Raw genomic sequence first — 14,556 nt, forward strand, 5'->3', positions numbered from 1 at the left:
ATTATGCCGCTCATCCTGTGGCATAATGGCTCATGGCGACTCTGGTGGAAGGACCCGCAGCTTCGACAACAGCGGCATTTCATATCGACCTGGACGCAGTAGAAACCGGACTACCCCTCGACGCGCTTACTCGCTTCGCCTCGGTGTCCGGTTTGGACCTCAAGTCGGTGTATGAAGTGGTAATTCCTGCGCGAACGTTGAAGCATCGGCGTGCCCGGCAGCAGAATCTTTCCCTCGAAGAGTCCGACAAACTAGCTCGGCTCATGCGCGTGTATGACCATGCTGTACGCGTCTTTGGCGATCAGGACAAAGCCCTTCGTTGGCTGTCTCGACCGAAAGATCGTTTTGACGGACGCTCCCCTTTGGTCATGGTGCGAACCGACATCGGCGGTCGCCTGGTGGAAGGTATGCTCTGGCAGATCGCCGATGGAATGTTCGCCTAGATTTTCTGGAGCCCCCCCTGTGCGTGAGCTGACGAAAGCGATGGATCTCTGGCGAATCAGCGTCCATCAAAATCTTAACGGAGAGGGCGGAATCTACTCCGACGGACGCTGGAATACGATCGGTCAGCCAGTCGTGTATTTGGCGGAGTCGTCCGCAGGGGCTCTGCTAGAGATTCTGGTCCATTTACCTATCGAGCGAGATGAAATTCCCGATCAGTACACCTTGTTGCGAGTCACCATGCCAGCAGGCCTCGCGATCTCCAACCTCGTGCCGGAAAGCCAAGGCTGGGAGACGCAGAAAATCCTCACAAGAGCGATCGGCGATACCTGGCTCGCATCAGCGGAGACTGCGTTGGCTCGTGTTCCTTCCGCAATCGTCCCGGAGTGCTGGAACTATCTTCTGAATCCTCTCCACCCTGATGCCCGGAAGATGCAGATCGCAAACGCGTCCACAAGACTGTACGACATGAGATTGCTGCGAATCAGAGGCTAGTGTCCATCACTTCGCCGCAGGAGCCACATACTTCGCCGGCGGCACCTGTCCAGCCGCCACCAGCGCCTCATCGATCACCCCAAACAAAAACTCCAGCGGCACCGCCCCTTCAATCCTCAGCCCATTGATAAACAACGTAGGCGTAGACCCTACACCCAGCGCTGCACCCTTCGCCAGACTCTCCCTTTCGGCCTTCGGGTCCTGCGCCGCGATGCAAGTCTCGAGCCTCTTCGGCTCCACCCCAAACACCCGCCCCACGCCCCGCGTCTCGTCGTCGATCTGCTTCTCCGCGACCTTCAACTGCCTCTCCGGCCCCCCATACTCCGCCGCCCGAGCATGCATCGTGTCCACCGCAGCCCAGAACGCCGGAGCGCTCTCCGCCGCCACGCAATCCGTATCGATCGCCGCCCGCATCGCCCACGGATGCCCATCGCTCGGAAAGCTCCGGTAAACCACCCGCACCTGGTCCTTGTAACGATCGATCAGCGCCGGAAAGATCGAAGCATGCAGCCGCGCGCAAAATGGGCATTCCAGATCGTCATAGTTCACAATCTCCACCGGAGCACCCACCGGCCCACCCCGCGCCGGCCTGTCCCCCAGCGGAAACGCCACCTTCGGATCCGCGTGAATGTCATAGCTCGTAAACTGCGCCATCTTCGTGCCATCCTTCGACACCAGCAGCGCAATCGTCCCCGCTCCGCCATCCAGCGACGCGTATTTCACCTCAACCGCGTCGTACCCCGGAATCTCACTTGCCTTCCGCGTCCCAAACTGGATCGAAGTCCCCGGCGAGAACCGCACCTTCTCCCGGAGCATCGACTCCATGCGATGCGCAAGCTCCGGAGTCACCTCCGCCCCCTGCGCACCGCATGCAGCCGTCAGGCCCAGCATCAACAAAACGAAACTACGAAGCATACCCCTTCACCCACTCCACCAGGGACCGTACCCCAATTCCGCTGGGCCCCTTCGCAATCCACGGCTGCACCTCATCCAGCCACGCGCATGCCGCAATATCAAGGTGAATCCACGGCGTATCTCCCACAAACTCCTTCAAAAACATCGCCGCTGTAATCGACCCGCCATAGCGCGTAATCCCTGTATTTTGAATGTCCGCGATCGCACTCTTAATCTGATCCTTGTAGTCGTCGGTGCAGGGAAGCCGCCAGTACTTCTCGCCGCTCGCCTTAAGCCCCGCCATAAACAACTCGGTCGCATCGTCCGAGTTCGAGAACAGCCCGACATTCAGCTTGCCCAGCGCCACCGCCACCGCGCCCGTCAGCGTAGCCGCATTGATCAGATGCGTGCACCCCAGCGTCTTCGCATAGTGCAGCCCATCGGCCAGCACCAGCCGCCCTTCGGCATCGGTATTCACAATCTCAATCGTCTTCCCCGACATTGCCGTCACCACATCGCCCGGCTTGAAGGCCTTTCCATCCGGCATATTCTCCGCCGAACAAATCACCGAAATCACCTTCACCTTCGGCTTCAGCCCGGCAATCGCCTTCATCGCGCCAATCATCGCGCCCGCCCCGGCCATGTCGTACTTCATCTTCTCCATGCCATCCGCCGGCTTGATCGAGATGCCGCCCGTATCGAACGTGATGCCCTTGCCCACCAGCCCAAGCACCGGAGCCCCATCCACATGTCCTGAAGCAGGCTCATACGTCATCACAATCAGCGCCGGAGGTTCCGGCGATCCCTGCGACACCGCCCAGAAAGCCCCCATCCCCAGCTCATGCAGCTTCTCCGTCGAAAAAACCTCGCACGTCAACCCGGACTCCGCGCACATCGCCGCGGCCCGCTTGCCCAGCTCCGTAGGAGTCAGCACATTGCCCGGCTCGTTCACCAGCCCGCGCGTAAAGTTCTGCGCCGCCGCAATCACCAGCCCATCGTCCAGACCCTTCTGAATCTCGGCCTTCGTCGTCTTCTCCACGTCCTTGGATACGATCGTGCAGCTCGCCACCGACTTGTCCTTTCGGTCGCTCTTGTACGTGTCCCAGTCCAGCTCCGCCAGCTCCGCGCCCTCGACCATCGCCCGCGTCGTCAGGTCGCACGGCAGAGCCTCCAGATGTTCATCTGAAAGCGCATGGTCCTCCGGAAACGCAATCGTAAGATCGCGCAGACCACGCGGCTTGCAGAACCGCACCGCGGTCCCGGCACCCTTCCGGATCTGATGAATGGAGAGCTTGCCCACCTTGCCCAGTCCCACCACCAGCAGCCTCTCGGCCTTCACCCCAACCGGAGCGTGCAGAAGCAGCGTCTCGCACAGCCCTCCCTTGAACTCACCCGAGTTCAACACCGACGCCGCAGCCTCCGAGATCGCATCCGAAGTCGTCAAAAGCGCCAGCATCGGATCGGCGTCTTTCCCCACCGCCACATCCACCGCAAAAACAGCCAGCAGAGGAGTCTGCACAGCCGCCGCATCCTGAAAGAGAACTTTGGTATTCATGACAACCATCGTAACCGAGAAGACACTGCCGGCCGAAGGAAGGCCCGCATAGACTTCTTCCATCACGACCGGTACACAGCTTAGGTACGGCGGCAAGCCGTTTACTGTCTTTGGCTCCGCGCCACCGCAGCCTTGGCCTCGCTATCCGCCTCACGCTTCCGCTCGGTCGCGCGCTTGTCCCATTCCTGCTTACCCTTGGCCAGCGCGATCTCGCATTTCACCCGCCCGTTCCGGAAATAAAGTCGCACCGGGATGAGCGTAAATCCCTTCTGCTTCGTCATACCTTCGAGCTTGCGAACCTCCTGCTTATGCAACAAAAGCTTCCTCGTACGCAGGGAATCGTGGTTCATCGCATTGCCATGGGAGAACGGTCCAATGTGTGCATTCAGCAAAAAGCACTCGCCGTCCTTCAGCAGCCCATACGCGTCCTTCAGGTTGGCCTTGCCCTCCCGAATGGACTTCACCTCAGTCCCGCGCAGCGAGATTCCCGCCTCGAACTTGTCGGTCAGAAAGTAGTTGAAACTGGCCGAACGGTTGAACGCGGCATCCCGCTTACCCGCCGCCACCGGGTCGCGGTCCTTCTCCTTCACCACAGCCTTGGGCTGGTGGGCTACGGTCGGATTGGAAAGAGAACGTGGCATAACGATTCATTCCTGTTGTCTTGCTCTACGGCACGGCCTCAGCCACGCCGAGGGACTCTTTTCTACCTCGGCACCCGGCATCGGCACCAAATTGGGAATCCGCACACCAACTGTGACCCCAAACGTCCATCTTAACACGCGAGACCAGCCAAACCATGCACTTGAGTCAAGAGGCGCCGCTCACCCGAATGCTATACTCACCCGAGCCGGAGACCCCGCCTAAAACACCAAATCATCGGGCAGGGAACGACAGTTCCGGGCAAAAAAACGCAACGCAGGGTGCAGCTCAAAAGGAAGCAAACAAACAAAGCATGGGTCGCCGAGTCCTTCTCTCCACATCATTCCGCCGCACCGTACTCCTCGCCCTTCTGCCGGTCCTGCTCGCCCTGACCGTCTCGCATGCGAACGCACAGTCCGCCAGCGCCTGGAACAAGCGCGCCGAAACCGCGGAGGCCCACGAAGATTGGGATGCCGCCTACGAAGGCTACCGCCAGGCCCACCTCAAGGCCCCCAAGGACATCCGTTACAAGACCCGCTCCGAGCGACTGCGCTTCCTCGCCGCCGCCTCCCACGTCGATCGCGGCCGCGTTCTCAAGCAGTCCGGCGATATCCAGGCCTCGCTCGCCGAGTTTCAGCGCGCCCTCACCATCGATCCGGGCAACACCACCGCGCAGCAGGAGATCAACATCATCCTGCACCCCAACAATCTTCCCCCGCCGCCCAACGCTCCCCCCGTACCCGGTGCCAACTCCCTCGAGCAGACCCCCTACCAGGCCGAGACCCTCCGCGCCATCGATAATCTGGACGCTCCCCTCAAGCTCCAGCCCGTCTCCAACGACCCCATCACCATCAAAGCAGTCGAAGACACCAAATTCATCTACCAGGCCATCGGCAAAGCCGCCGGACTCAACGTCCTCTTCGATCCCGACTACCAGTCCAAGCGCATCCCCGTCGACCTCCAGAGCGTCTCGCTCGCCGACGCGCTCCGCATCGTAGGCACCATCGCCGGAACCTTCTACAAGCCAGTCACCTCAAACACCATCTTCGTCGCACAGAACAACATCCAGAAGCACCGCGACCTCGATGAGCAGGCCGTCCAGACCTTCTACCTCACCAACATCGGACAGGCCAACGACCTCAACGAGATCCTGACCACCGTGCGCAACATGCTCACGCAGAACATCAAGATCTACTCAGTGGCCTCGCAGAACGCCATCATCCTCCGCGCCACGCCCGACCAGCTTCTCATCGCCCAGAAGATCATCAACGATCTCGACCGCGCCCGTCCCGAAGTCGTCGTCGACGTCGCCATCCTCGAGGTCAACCGCGACAAGACCCGCAACCTCGGCATCTCCCTCCCGCAGTCCATTAGCATCACCCCCCAGGCCTCGACGTCGTCCAGCTCCAGTTCGAGCTCCAGCTCAAGTTCCAGTTCCAGCACCACCTCGAACTTCACCCTCAACACCCTGGCCAACATCAACGCGAACAACTTCGCCGTCTCCATCGGCGCCGGCACCCTCAACGCCCTCCTCTCCGACGCCGACACGCGCATCCTCCAGAACCCACGCGTCCGCGCCACCGACGGCCAGGTTGCCACCCTTAAGATCGGTTCGCGTATCCCCATCGCGACCGGCAGCTACTCCTCCGGCGTCTCCACCGGAACCGTCTCGCTCGGCGTCCAGACCCAGTTCACCTACCTCGACATCGGCGTCAACATCGCCATGACCCCCACGGTTCACTACGACCGTGAGATCACTCTGAAGCTCAAGATCGAGGTCTCCTCCCACACCTCCGACGTCACCATCTCCAACGTGACTGAGCCCATCATCTCCCAGCGCTCCATCGAGCAGGTCATCCAGCTCAAGGAGGGTGAGCCCTCCATCCTCGCCGGCATCCTCACCAAGCAGGACAACGCCACCGTCTCCGGCACCCCCGGTCTCGCCGAGATTCCGATCCTCAAGTACATCTTCGGCTCCAAGAACACTGAAAAGCAGCAGGACGAGGTCGTCTTCCTCCTCATCCCGCACATCGTCCGCGAGTCCGTCCTCACCCGCCTCAACACCGCCGCCATCGACACCGGCACCGATCAGAGCTACGAGCTCCGTCAGAAACCTGTCTCCATCGAAACCCCCGGTCAGGCCGGAGCCGACGCCGCCTACAACCTCCTCTCGCAGCGCAAGCCATCCACCAGCGACCCCACCACCGCCGCGCAGGCCGCCTCCACCATGGCCCGCCAGTTGGCTGAGGCCGCAGCTCCGCGAACCCCGCCTGCTCCCGGAACCTCTCCCGCCGCGGAGGCCGCAACCGCCGCCGTCTCCGGTCCCGTGACCTTTGCCGTCGTGCCCAGCGCAGCCCAGCAGACCGTAGGCAACACCTTCCAGGTCAACATCACCGCGACCAACGCGCACGACCTCTACGCCGCACCGCTCCAGCTCCAGTTCGACCCCAGGATCCTCCAGCTCGTCAACGTGGACTCCGGCGAACTCCTCGCCCGCGGCGGTCAGGCCGTCGCCATCGTCCACCGCGACGAAGGCAACGGTCTCGTCACGGTCTCTACCTCGCGTCCCCCCAACAGCAAGGGAGTCGACGGTCAGGGTGGCCTCTGCGTCCTTACCTTCAAGGCCATCGCCATCGGCGACAGCAACCTCGCCCTCGTCAAGGTAGGGGCTCGCAACAGCTCCCAGGCAAGCCTGCCCGCCATCGGAAGTCAGGCCGTGGTGCATGTGAAGTGAGGAAGCAGGGCAGAGGGCCCAGCGCCCAGCGCTCCGCAGGCCAGGGCTCTGCACCGAAGCCTTACCAGTCGAATCGCGGGGGGCTTTTGTCTCGGCTTCTTGGTACCCCGGGGCTTCAGCCTTGGGTCTCACAGGGACCTGAAGAGTCCAGCTTGAGCCCCTGGGGTACGCCCTCCTCTCCTCGCGATACGCGTATCCGGGTATTTCGTCAGCCACCGGACATCTCGCTTCACCCTGACTCCGGCCTCACCCTCGTTGAACTCATCGTCGTCGCCGCCATCATCGCCATCCTCGCCGGCACCGCCGCGCCCATCGCGAAGTACCGCATCAAGACCGCGCAGGAGACCGAGCTTCGCACCGATCTCCAGACCATGCGCGATGCCATCGATCAGTACAAGCACGCCGCGGAGCTCGGAGCCTTCACCACCAAGCTCAACTCCTTCAACTACCCGCCCGACCTCCAGACCCTCGTCGACGGCGTGGACTGCACCTCCGGCACCGGCGGAAAAACCGAGCACGTCCAGTTCCTCCGTAAGATCCCCAAAGACCCCATGACCGGTCAGGCCGACTGGACCGTTCGCTCCATGGAAGACGATCCCGGCTCCGACTCCGGCGGCGGGGAAAGCGTCTTCGACGTCCACTCCAAGAGCGACAAAACCTCGATAGCCGGCACAAAGTACAACACATGGTAAGCCCATCCAAATCCCGAGGCCCAAAACGCATGGCGAACCGCCATCAGCCAAGAGCCCTGAACCATAAACAAGCAGCACCCCTGATCCCCGAATCCGGCGTCACCCTCATCGAACTCATCATCGTCATCACCATCCTCGGCGTCCTCGCCTCCGCCGCCATCCCGGTCGCCCGCTTCCAGATCAAGCGCAACAAGGAGAAAGTCCTTCGTCGCGACCTCTGGGAGATGCGAGCCGCCATCGACGCCTACAAAGACGCCGCTGACAAGAACGCCTTCCAGGTCAAGGTCGACTCTCAGGGCTACCCGCCCGACTTGCAAACCCTCGTCGACGGTGTCACCGCCGGCACGACAAAGGTCCGTTTCCTTCGTCAAATCCCCATCGACCCCATGACCGGTCAGGCCGACTGGGGCGTCGTCGCCAATCAGGACGACCCCGACTCAGACTCCGGCTCCAGTTCGAACGTCTTCGACGTACACTCCAAGAGCGACCAAACCGCAATCGACGGAACGAAATACAAGACATGGTAGAGAAAAATAAACCAAATCGATGCGCGCCCGACTCAGGATTCACCCTCCTCGAGCTCCTCATCGTCATGACGATCATCTCCCTCCTCGCCGCGATCGCCGTCCCCGCCTACGTCGCCAACGTCCGCGCCGCACGCGAGGCCGTCCTCAAGGAGGATCTCCACACTCTCCGCGTCTCCATCGACTCCTACACCGTCGACAAGCAGAAGGGCCCCACCACCCTGGATGACGTCGTCACCGCCGGCTACATCCGCTCCATGCCCAAGGACCCCATCACGCAACGCACCGACTCCTGGGTCACCGCCCAGTGCGACGCCGTCTCCTCCGTCGATCAGACCGACCCCGGCATCTGCGACGTACACAGCGGAGCCCAGCAGCCCTCCTCCGACGGCAGCCCTTACAACACCTGGTAACCCGCGTGCAGCCCTAGGCCCTGGCGTGTGCGACTTTTGCTAAAAAGCAGCGTCCAAGATAACGTGGAGTTGCGTCCGTCGCCCGCTCCACAGGAGAACCCTCATGCGTACAGTCGCCCATCTCACCCTGGCTGCCCTCCTCTTGGTCTCCCTCGGCGCTCACGCCCAGATCAACGGCGGTCAAAACCCCGGCCAGACCACGGGCCAGAACGGCCCTGGCTCGACCACCAACGGCGGCTCCCAGAAGACCCCAGGCGGTTCGAAGCCCACCCCCACCGACGACAAGAAGGGCCCCACCGCCGAAGAGCTCCAGGCGGCCAAGGACAAGGTAGCCGCCAAGGGTGACTCCATCCCATCCCCCGGCGAAGAGCTCAAGACCAATATCAAGCCCGGCTCGGAAGACGACGTCAACGCCATCGGCACCCGCAACATCGGCGGTCGCGGCATCGGCAACTGGTACTCCACCGACTGGGAGATCCGCGCCGGCAAGCAGTACTCCATGGAAGTCGAAAAGTCCGCCCACCTCGTCACCGACCCCGTCATCGTCGAATACGTCAACCGCGTCGGCCAGAACATCGTCAAGAACTCCGACGCCAAGGTCCCCTTCACCATCAAGGTCATTGACTCCGACGAGATCAACGCTTTCGCCCTCCCGGGCGGCTTCTTCTACGTCAACTCCGGCCTCATCCTCGCCGCCGACGAAGAGTCCGAGCTCGCCGGCGTCATGGCCCACGAGATCTCCCACGTCGTCGCCCACCACGCCGCCCGCCAGATGACCAAGATGAACATGGCCCAGATCGCCTCCATCCCCCTCATCATCTTCACGCAGGGCTCCTGGACCGGTTACGGCATCTACGAGGCCACCCAGCTCGCCATCCCCATCGGCTTCCTCAAGTTCTCCCGCATGGATGAGTCCGAGGCCGACTTCCTCGGCCTCCAGTACATGTACAAGGCCGGCTACGACCCCCAGTCCTTCATCACCTTCTTCGAAAAGATCGACGCTCTCGAGAAGCACAAACCAGGCGCCGTCGCCAAGCTCTTCTCCGACCACCCCCAGACGCCCGACCGCATCCAGCGCTCGGAAGAAGAGATCGCCACCATCATGCCGGCGAAGCCTGACTACATCGTCACCACCAGTGAGTTCGACGACGTCAAGGCGCGCCTCCTGCGCCTGGAAAACAAGCGCAAGCTGAACAAGCCCGGCGACGCCAACAAGCCCACGCTTCGCCGCGCCAGCGCCGACCCCGGCTCCAATAACGGAGGCACCACCACCAACGGCGACGACCGCCCCACCCTGGGCCGCCGCAACTAGCTCACTCTCTCCCGAGAGCTACCCCACCCGCAAGAGGGTGGGGTAGCGCCGTCACGAAGCCCGCCGAGCCTTCACCGCCCCTGCCAGCTCCCGCAGCAGGCCGATCGTCTCACCCCAGTCGATGCAGGCGTCCGTAATACTCTGCCCATACACCAGGGCCTTCCCATCCACCAGACACTGTGCCCCCGCCACCAGGTTGCTCTCGATCATCACGCCCATAATCCGCCGCTCGCCCCCCGCGACCTGCTCCGCCACGGCCCTGCAGACCGCCCCCTGCTTCCTGTAGTCCTTCCCGCTATTGGCATGGCTGCAGTCCACCATGATCCGAGCCTGCGCACCCGCCTTCACCATCTGCTCTGCCGTCTTCTCCACCGACGCCGCATCGTAGTTCGTCACACCTCGCCCGCCCCGTAGGATCACATGGCAATCCGGGTTCCCGGCCGTCAGCATGATCGAAGCCTGCCCCGTCTCCGAAGTCCCCAGAAACGTATGCGGATGCCCCGCCGAAAGAATCGCGTCGATCGCAATCTGCACATTGCCCGACGTGCCATTCTTGAAACCCACCGGGCACGACAACCCCGACGTCAGCTCCCGATGCACCTGGCTCTCCGTCGTCCTCGCCCCAATCGCCCCCCAGCTCACCAGGTCCGACATATACTGCGGCGAAATCATATCCAGAAACTCCGTCCCCGCCGGCACCCCCATCTCCGCCAGATCCAGCAGCAGCCGCCGCGCGATCCGCAACCCATCGCTGATCTTGAACGACTCATCGAAGTAAGGGTCGTTGATCAATCCCTTCCACCCCACCGTCGTCCGGGGCTTCTCAAAGTAGACCCGCATCACGATCACCAGGTCGTCCTTCAGCTCTCCGATCGCCTCCCGCAGCATCCCCGCATACTCCCTGGCCGCCACCGGGTCATGAATCGAGCAAGGCCCCACCACCACCACCAGCCGGTCGTCCACTCCATTCAGGACGTCGACCACCTGCCCCCGCGCCCCAAACACCGTCCGCGAGGCATTATCCGTCACCGGCATCTCCTCCTCCAGAAAAATGGGAGGAAGCACAATCCTGCTTGATTTGATCCTGAGATTATTCGTCTGGTATGTCATAGCCGTCTACCAGAATACAAGGAATCCCCACGCCCTGCCGCGAGCCCGAACGCTGCCTTTGCCTCATCCCCGCCGTCGCCCCTGGGTTGTCATCCAGGAAGAGGATCTGCTCTTGCCCTTCACTCGTTGGTTGTCATTCCCGAAAGGAATCTGCTGCTTCCGTTGCTCTTGCCCCGGCGACGCAAAGCCCCTCAAAACACCCGTCATTTTGAGCGCAGCGCCCCCGCATTTTGCTCGCTTCGCGGCACCCCCTCCAGTAAGCCAAATCCAAAATGAGTTTGAACTGCCCGGTCCGCAGTGGCTCCTTTCCTCGCTTAGCGTTGGCGCCAATGCCATGCATAAAACGAACGATGTCGTTCTCAGCCGTCCTCAGCGGCCAGCTCAGCAAACGGGGAACCGCCAGTCTCTACTCCGGCGGTCCCACCGCCAACACAAAGTAGCTAGCCCGGTCCGTCCCAATATTCTTTACATAGTGCATCCCCCCAGCGACCACCAGCCCCAGGTCCCCGGCCTTCATCACGTGCTTCACCCCATCCGCCATCAGCTCCACGGTTCCGGCCTTCATCAGCCAGATCTCGTTATGCAGATGATTCCGCGTCTCCTCCGGCGGAGCCCCCGGCTCGATCACCGTCTCATGCGCCTCCAGCCGAAGCGTGGGCTGCAGCATCCCGGTCAGAAAAGGCTGCGACACCCGTCCCTCCCCAGCCTTGTGCTCCTTGCCCGCCGGATACACCCCCGACACCAGTTGCCCCGCACCCGAACTCTGCCCCTCGGCCGAAACCCCGAGCAGGGAAGCGGCGGACACCATCAGCGAAAACTCACGACGATTCATCGAACCTCCAAGACTACAAAACTGGCCAGAATATCCACGCAAAAAACCACGTTTTACCGTCCCGAAAACAGCAGGTAAACCCCGAAGAAAACCCTATAAAACCCGAAACAAACCCTAAAACTGACCACAATTCACCACAAAAACCGAAGATCGTTGCAAATCAACAAGATACAGTCGTCAAATACGTAAGCATATCCGTTACTTTTTCCGGAACGGTTAAAGGTTTTATTTTCTTCATCTTCCAGCCACTTATGGAAGTAGCCCAAAACAGCGATGCCCCAGCCGATAGAAGGCTGAGGCACCGAGTGTAGAACATCGGAAAGTGGTTTGACCAGTTAGACCGTCGTAAGCGCCAGACCAGCCATCTTCTCTTCGCCATCGGCGGAGATCGGACGGTAGAAGAGCTGGTTGTTGTCGGTGTAAACCTCTAAGAACGCAGGCCTTTGCACCAGGTGACCGGAGATCAGGGCCTCCGAAAGAGGATCCTCGATGTAGCGCTGCAACGCGCGACGAAGAGGACGAGCCCCGTACGACCGGTCCGCCACGGTCTTGGTCAGAATCCAGCGCTTGGCCTCGTCCGTCACCGAGATCGTGATCGCCTTGTGAACCAGATGCGTATTCAGCCCCTGAACCAGAAGTTCAAGAATCTGCATGAGATCCGAGTCGGAAAGCGACGTAAACACGATCACTTCATCGAGTCGATTCAGGAATTCGGGATTGAAGGTCCGCTTGACCTCGCTCATCACCATCTCCTGCATCTTCTCCATCACGATCTCGTTCTTGTCCGACTGGAAGCCGAACCCTTCCTTCTTCATCAGGTGCTTCGCCCCGATGTTGGAGGTCATCACGATGATCGTATTCTTGAAGTCGACCGTATTGCCCAACCCATCCGTAAGCTGCCCATCTTCAAAGACTTGCAGCAAAAGGTTGAACACATCCGGATGCGCCTTCTCCACCTCGTCCAGCAGCACGACCGAGTAAGGATTCCGCTTCACGCGTTCCGTAAGCTGGCCGCCCTCCTCGTAACCGACGTAGCCCGGAGGCGAACCGATCAGCTTCGAGACCGAGTGCTTTTCCATGAACTCCGACATGTCGAATCGAATCATCGACTTCTCGGAGCCGAACAGGAATTGCGCGAGCGTACGTGCCATCTCGGTCTTACCGACACCTGTCGGTCCAAGGAACAGAAAGCTTCCAATCGGCCGAGCAGGGTTCTTGAGACCGGCCCGCGACCTGCGGATGGCGCGGGAAAGTGCCGAGATCGCCTTATCTTGCGAGATCACGCGCTTGTGAAGCTCCTCCTCCACGCGCATGAGCTTCTGTGTTTCCTCTTCCTTGATCGAAGTAATGGGCACGCCGGTCCAGCGGCTGACCACGTCTTCGATGTCTTCTTTGGTGACGATGCCGGCGGACGAGTCGTCCAGATGGTACTTTTCACGCAGGGAGCGCAGGTTTTCCCGCTCTTTGCGCTCCTCATCGGAGTAGAAACGCGCCTTCTCGAACTCATGGTTCGCGATGGCGTTCTCCATGCGATGGACGATGAACTTGATGCGCTTCTGCACCTCGGTCAGTTCGTCGGGCAGGGAGGTCTGGCGCAGTTTGACGCGGGCTCCCGCCTCGTCGATCAGATCGATGGCCTTGTCCGGCAGGAAACGGTCGGGAATGTAGCGCGAGGAGTGAGAGACGGAGAAGTTGATCGCTTCATCGGTATAGCTCACCGCATGAAACTTCTCGTACTTGTCCTTGATGCCCATGATGATCTTGACGGCATCTTCTTCATTCGGTGGTGGGACCTTGACGGCCTGGAAGCGGCGTTCGAGCGACCGGTCTTTTTCGATCGATTTGCGGTACTCGGCCGGAGTGGTCGCACCAATGCACTGAATTTCGCCGCGCGAAAGGGCCGGTTTCAGGATGTTTGCGGCGTCGAGAGAACCTTCAGCCGACCCCGCTCCTACAAGTGTGTGCAGTTCATCGATGAAAACAATGGAGTTCTGATTTTCCATCAACTCTTTCATGATCGTTTTCAGACGCTCTTCAAACTGCCCGCGGTACTTCGTTCCAGCCACAATAAGCGAAAGATCGAGCGCAAGTACGCGTTTATCTGCAAGAAAAGAAGGCACTTCGCCGTCGGCAATCTTCTGCGCGAGACCTTCCACAATCGCGGTCTTCCCGACACCCGGCTCACCGATCAGAACCGGATTGTTCTTCGTCCGCCGGCAAAGAATCTGTATGACCCGATCAACTTCCTGGTCCCGTCCGACAAGCGGGTCAAGTTGTTGATCCATAGCACTTTGCGTGAGATCGCGGGAGAACTCGGCAAGCATGCTTTGCTCACCGCGCTGGCCTTTGCTGGAGCCTCCGCCCTGTGCAGCAGGAGCCTTTTCCTGGGTCGTGCGCTGGAGTTCTTCGCGGATGGCAGGGAGGCGGAGACCGCGTTCCTGCAGAATTTCGGCCGCGAAGCATTTCTCCTCTCGCAGGAGGCCCAGCAGTAAGTGCTCTGTCCCGATGTGTTTGTGGGAGAGGCGTTCTGCTTCCTCCGCCGCGTAGGCGAGGACGCGTTTGCACTCATTCGAAAGGGGTAAGTCGACCGAGGTCGAAACCTTTTCGCGAATGGTAGTATGCCCTTCGATCTGCTTTCTGATTGATTCGACAGACTGATGAGACCGCAGAAAGCGGTTCGTCAGTGCTTTGTCCTCCCGCAACAGCCCGAGCAAGAGGTGCTCGGTTTCAATGTAAGGCGACCCAAACTGACTCGCTTCATACCGTGCAAAAAAGATCACACGGCGCGCCTTCTCTGTATAGCGTTCGAACATGTTCCCCCTTCAGCCTATTTGCCTCGAAAGGCTTTTAGCCCGGCATCGTCCCTGCTTCGAAACGGTGCCGTTGGTCCCAAATCCATCTCCTGCAACGAGTTA

At 60.7% G+C, this 14,556-nt stretch carries 13 protein-coding genes; 7 read left to right on the forward strand and 6 right to left on the reverse strand.

The genetic code is table 11. From position 1 onward, the window contains the following. Positions 1 to 32 precede the first annotated feature (32 nt). Both parS and BM400_RS13760 read left to right on the forward strand, forming a co-directional pair. Complete coding sequence (parS, locus tag BM400_RS13755) at positions 33 to 443, forward strand: type II RES/Xre toxin-antitoxin system antitoxin (protein ID WP_089839705.1); 411 nt, start codon at positions 33 to 35, stop codon at positions 441 to 443. Between the two features lie 19 nt (positions 444 to 462). After that, a complete protein-coding gene (locus tag BM400_RS13760) occupies positions 463 to 936 on the forward strand; it encodes an RES family NAD+ phosphorylase (protein ID WP_217644114.1) in 474 nt (157 codons plus the stop codon). Between the two features lie 6 nt (positions 937 to 942). On the opposite strand, the gene BM400_RS13765 is transcribed toward BM400_RS13760, so the two are convergent. From BM400_RS13765 to smpB, 3 genes are all read right to left on the reverse strand, one after another. Beyond that, positions 943 to 1,851, reverse strand: a complete 909-nt coding sequence (locus BM400_RS13765; protein WP_089839709.1) for a DsbA family protein — start codon at positions 1,849 to 1,851, stop codon at positions 943 to 945. Beyond that, positions 1,841 to 3,385 (reverse strand): leucyl aminopeptidase, encoded by a 1,545-nt coding sequence (locus BM400_RS13770; RefSeq protein WP_089841929.1) that lies wholly within the window; start codon positions 3,383 to 3,385, stop codon positions 1,841 to 1,843. Before BM400_RS13770 ends, BM400_RS13765 begins: the two co-directional genes overlap by 11 nt. Before the next feature lie 101 nt (positions 3,386 to 3,486). Beyond that, positions 3,487 to 4,026 (reverse strand): SsrA-binding protein SmpB, encoded by a 540-nt coding sequence (gene smpB, locus BM400_RS13775; RefSeq protein ID WP_089839710.1) that lies wholly within the window; start codon positions 4,024 to 4,026, stop codon positions 3,487 to 3,489. 311 nt (positions 4,027 to 4,337) lie between these two features. Between smpB and BM400_RS13780 the strand changes: the two genes are divergently transcribed. From BM400_RS13780 to BM400_RS13800, 5 genes are all read left to right on the forward strand, one after another. After that, positions 4,338 to 6,758: a cohesin domain-containing protein gene (locus BM400_RS13780; RefSeq protein ID WP_245781874.1), complete on the forward strand. Its 2,421-nt coding sequence runs from the start codon at positions 4,338 to 4,340 to the stop codon at positions 6,756 to 6,758. A gap of 152 nt (positions 6,759 to 6,910) precedes the next feature. Next, complete coding sequence (locus tag BM400_RS13785; protein ID WP_245781875.1) at positions 6,911 to 7,450, forward strand: type II secretion system protein; 540 nt, start codon at positions 6,911 to 6,913, stop codon at positions 7,448 to 7,450. Positions 7,451 to 7,479: 29 nt separating this feature from the next. Next, positions 7,480 to 7,977, forward strand: coding sequence for a type II secretion system protein (locus BM400_RS13790; protein ID WP_089839714.1), 498 nt, complete (start codon positions 7,480 to 7,482; stop codon positions 7,975 to 7,977). Then, a complete protein-coding gene (locus BM400_RS13795; RefSeq protein ID WP_089839716.1) occupies positions 7,971 to 8,387 on the forward strand; it encodes a type II secretion system protein in 417 nt (138 codons plus the stop codon). Before BM400_RS13790 ends, BM400_RS13795 begins: the two co-directional genes overlap by 7 nt. Before the next feature lie 103 nt (positions 8,388 to 8,490). After that, positions 8,491 to 9,699 (forward strand): M48 family metalloprotease, encoded by a 1,209-nt coding sequence (locus tag BM400_RS13800; RefSeq protein WP_089839718.1) that lies wholly within the window; start codon positions 8,491 to 8,493, stop codon positions 9,697 to 9,699. A gap of 51 nt (positions 9,700 to 9,750) precedes the next feature. Here BM400_RS13800 and BM400_RS13805 read toward each other — a convergent pair whose 3' ends face one another. From BM400_RS13805 to BM400_RS13815, 3 genes are all read right to left on the reverse strand, one after another. Next, entirely contained in the window at positions 9,751 to 10,809 is a 1,059-nt protein-coding gene (locus BM400_RS13805; protein ID WP_089839721.1) for a 3-deoxy-7-phosphoheptulonate synthase, read from the reverse strand. A 406-nt stretch (positions 10,810 to 11,215) separates the two neighbouring features. After that, positions 11,216 to 11,641: a cupin domain-containing protein gene (locus BM400_RS13810; RefSeq protein ID WP_089839723.1), complete on the reverse strand. Its 426-nt coding sequence runs from the start codon at positions 11,639 to 11,641 to the stop codon at positions 11,216 to 11,218. Between the two features lie 335 nt (positions 11,642 to 11,976). Further along, entirely contained in the window at positions 11,977 to 14,454 is a 2,478-nt protein-coding gene (locus tag BM400_RS13815; RefSeq protein WP_089839725.1) for an ATP-dependent Clp protease ATP-binding subunit, read from the reverse strand. Positions 14,455 to 14,556: the final 102 nt, after the last annotated feature.

The sequence above is a fragment of the Granulicella pectinivorans genome, from assembly GCF_900114625.1.
GTDB classification, from domain to species: Bacteria; Acidobacteriota; Terriglobia; order Terriglobales; family Acidobacteriaceae; genus Edaphobacter; species Edaphobacter pectinivorans.

Bases quoted from the DNA above. Each gene is read 5' to 3' on its own strand.
- parS (WP_089839705.1), top strand. From the start codon at position 33: ATGGCGACTCTGGTGGAAGGACCCGCAGCTTCGACAACAGCGGCATTT.
- BM400_RS13765 (WP_089839709.1), bottom strand. From the start codon at position 1,851: ATGCTTCGTAGTTTCGTTTTGTTGATGCTGGGCCTGACGGCTGCATGC.
- BM400_RS13770 (WP_089841929.1), bottom strand. From the start codon at position 3,385: ATGAATACCAAAGTTCTCTTTCAGGATGCGGCGGCTGTGCAGACTCCT.
- smpB (WP_089839710.1), bottom strand. From the start codon at position 4,026: ATGCCACGTTCTCTTTCCAATCCGACCGTAGCCCACCAGCCCAAGGCT.
- BM400_RS13780 (WP_245781874.1), top strand. From the start codon at position 4,338: ATGGGTCGCCGAGTCCTTCTCTCCACATCATTCCGCCGCACCGTACTC.
- BM400_RS13790 (WP_089839714.1), top strand. From the start codon at position 7,480: ATGGCGAACCGCCATCAGCCAAGAGCCCTGAACCATAAACAAGCAGCA.
- BM400_RS13795 (WP_089839716.1), top strand. From the start codon at position 7,971: ATGGTAGAGAAAAATAAACCAAATCGATGCGCGCCCGACTCAGGATTC.
- BM400_RS13800 (WP_089839718.1), top strand. From the start codon at position 8,491: ATGCGTACAGTCGCCCATCTCACCCTGGCTGCCCTCCTCTTGGTCTCC.
- BM400_RS13805 (WP_089839721.1), bottom strand. From the start codon at position 10,809: ATGACATACCAGACGAATAATCTCAGGATCAAATCAAGCAGGATTGTG.
- BM400_RS13810 (WP_089839723.1), bottom strand. From the start codon at position 11,641: ATGAATCGTCGTGAGTTTTCGCTGATGGTGTCCGCCGCTTCCCTGCTC.
- BM400_RS13815 (WP_089839725.1), bottom strand. From the start codon at position 14,454: ATGTTCGAACGCTATACAGAGAAGGCGCGCCGTGTGATCTTTTTTGCA.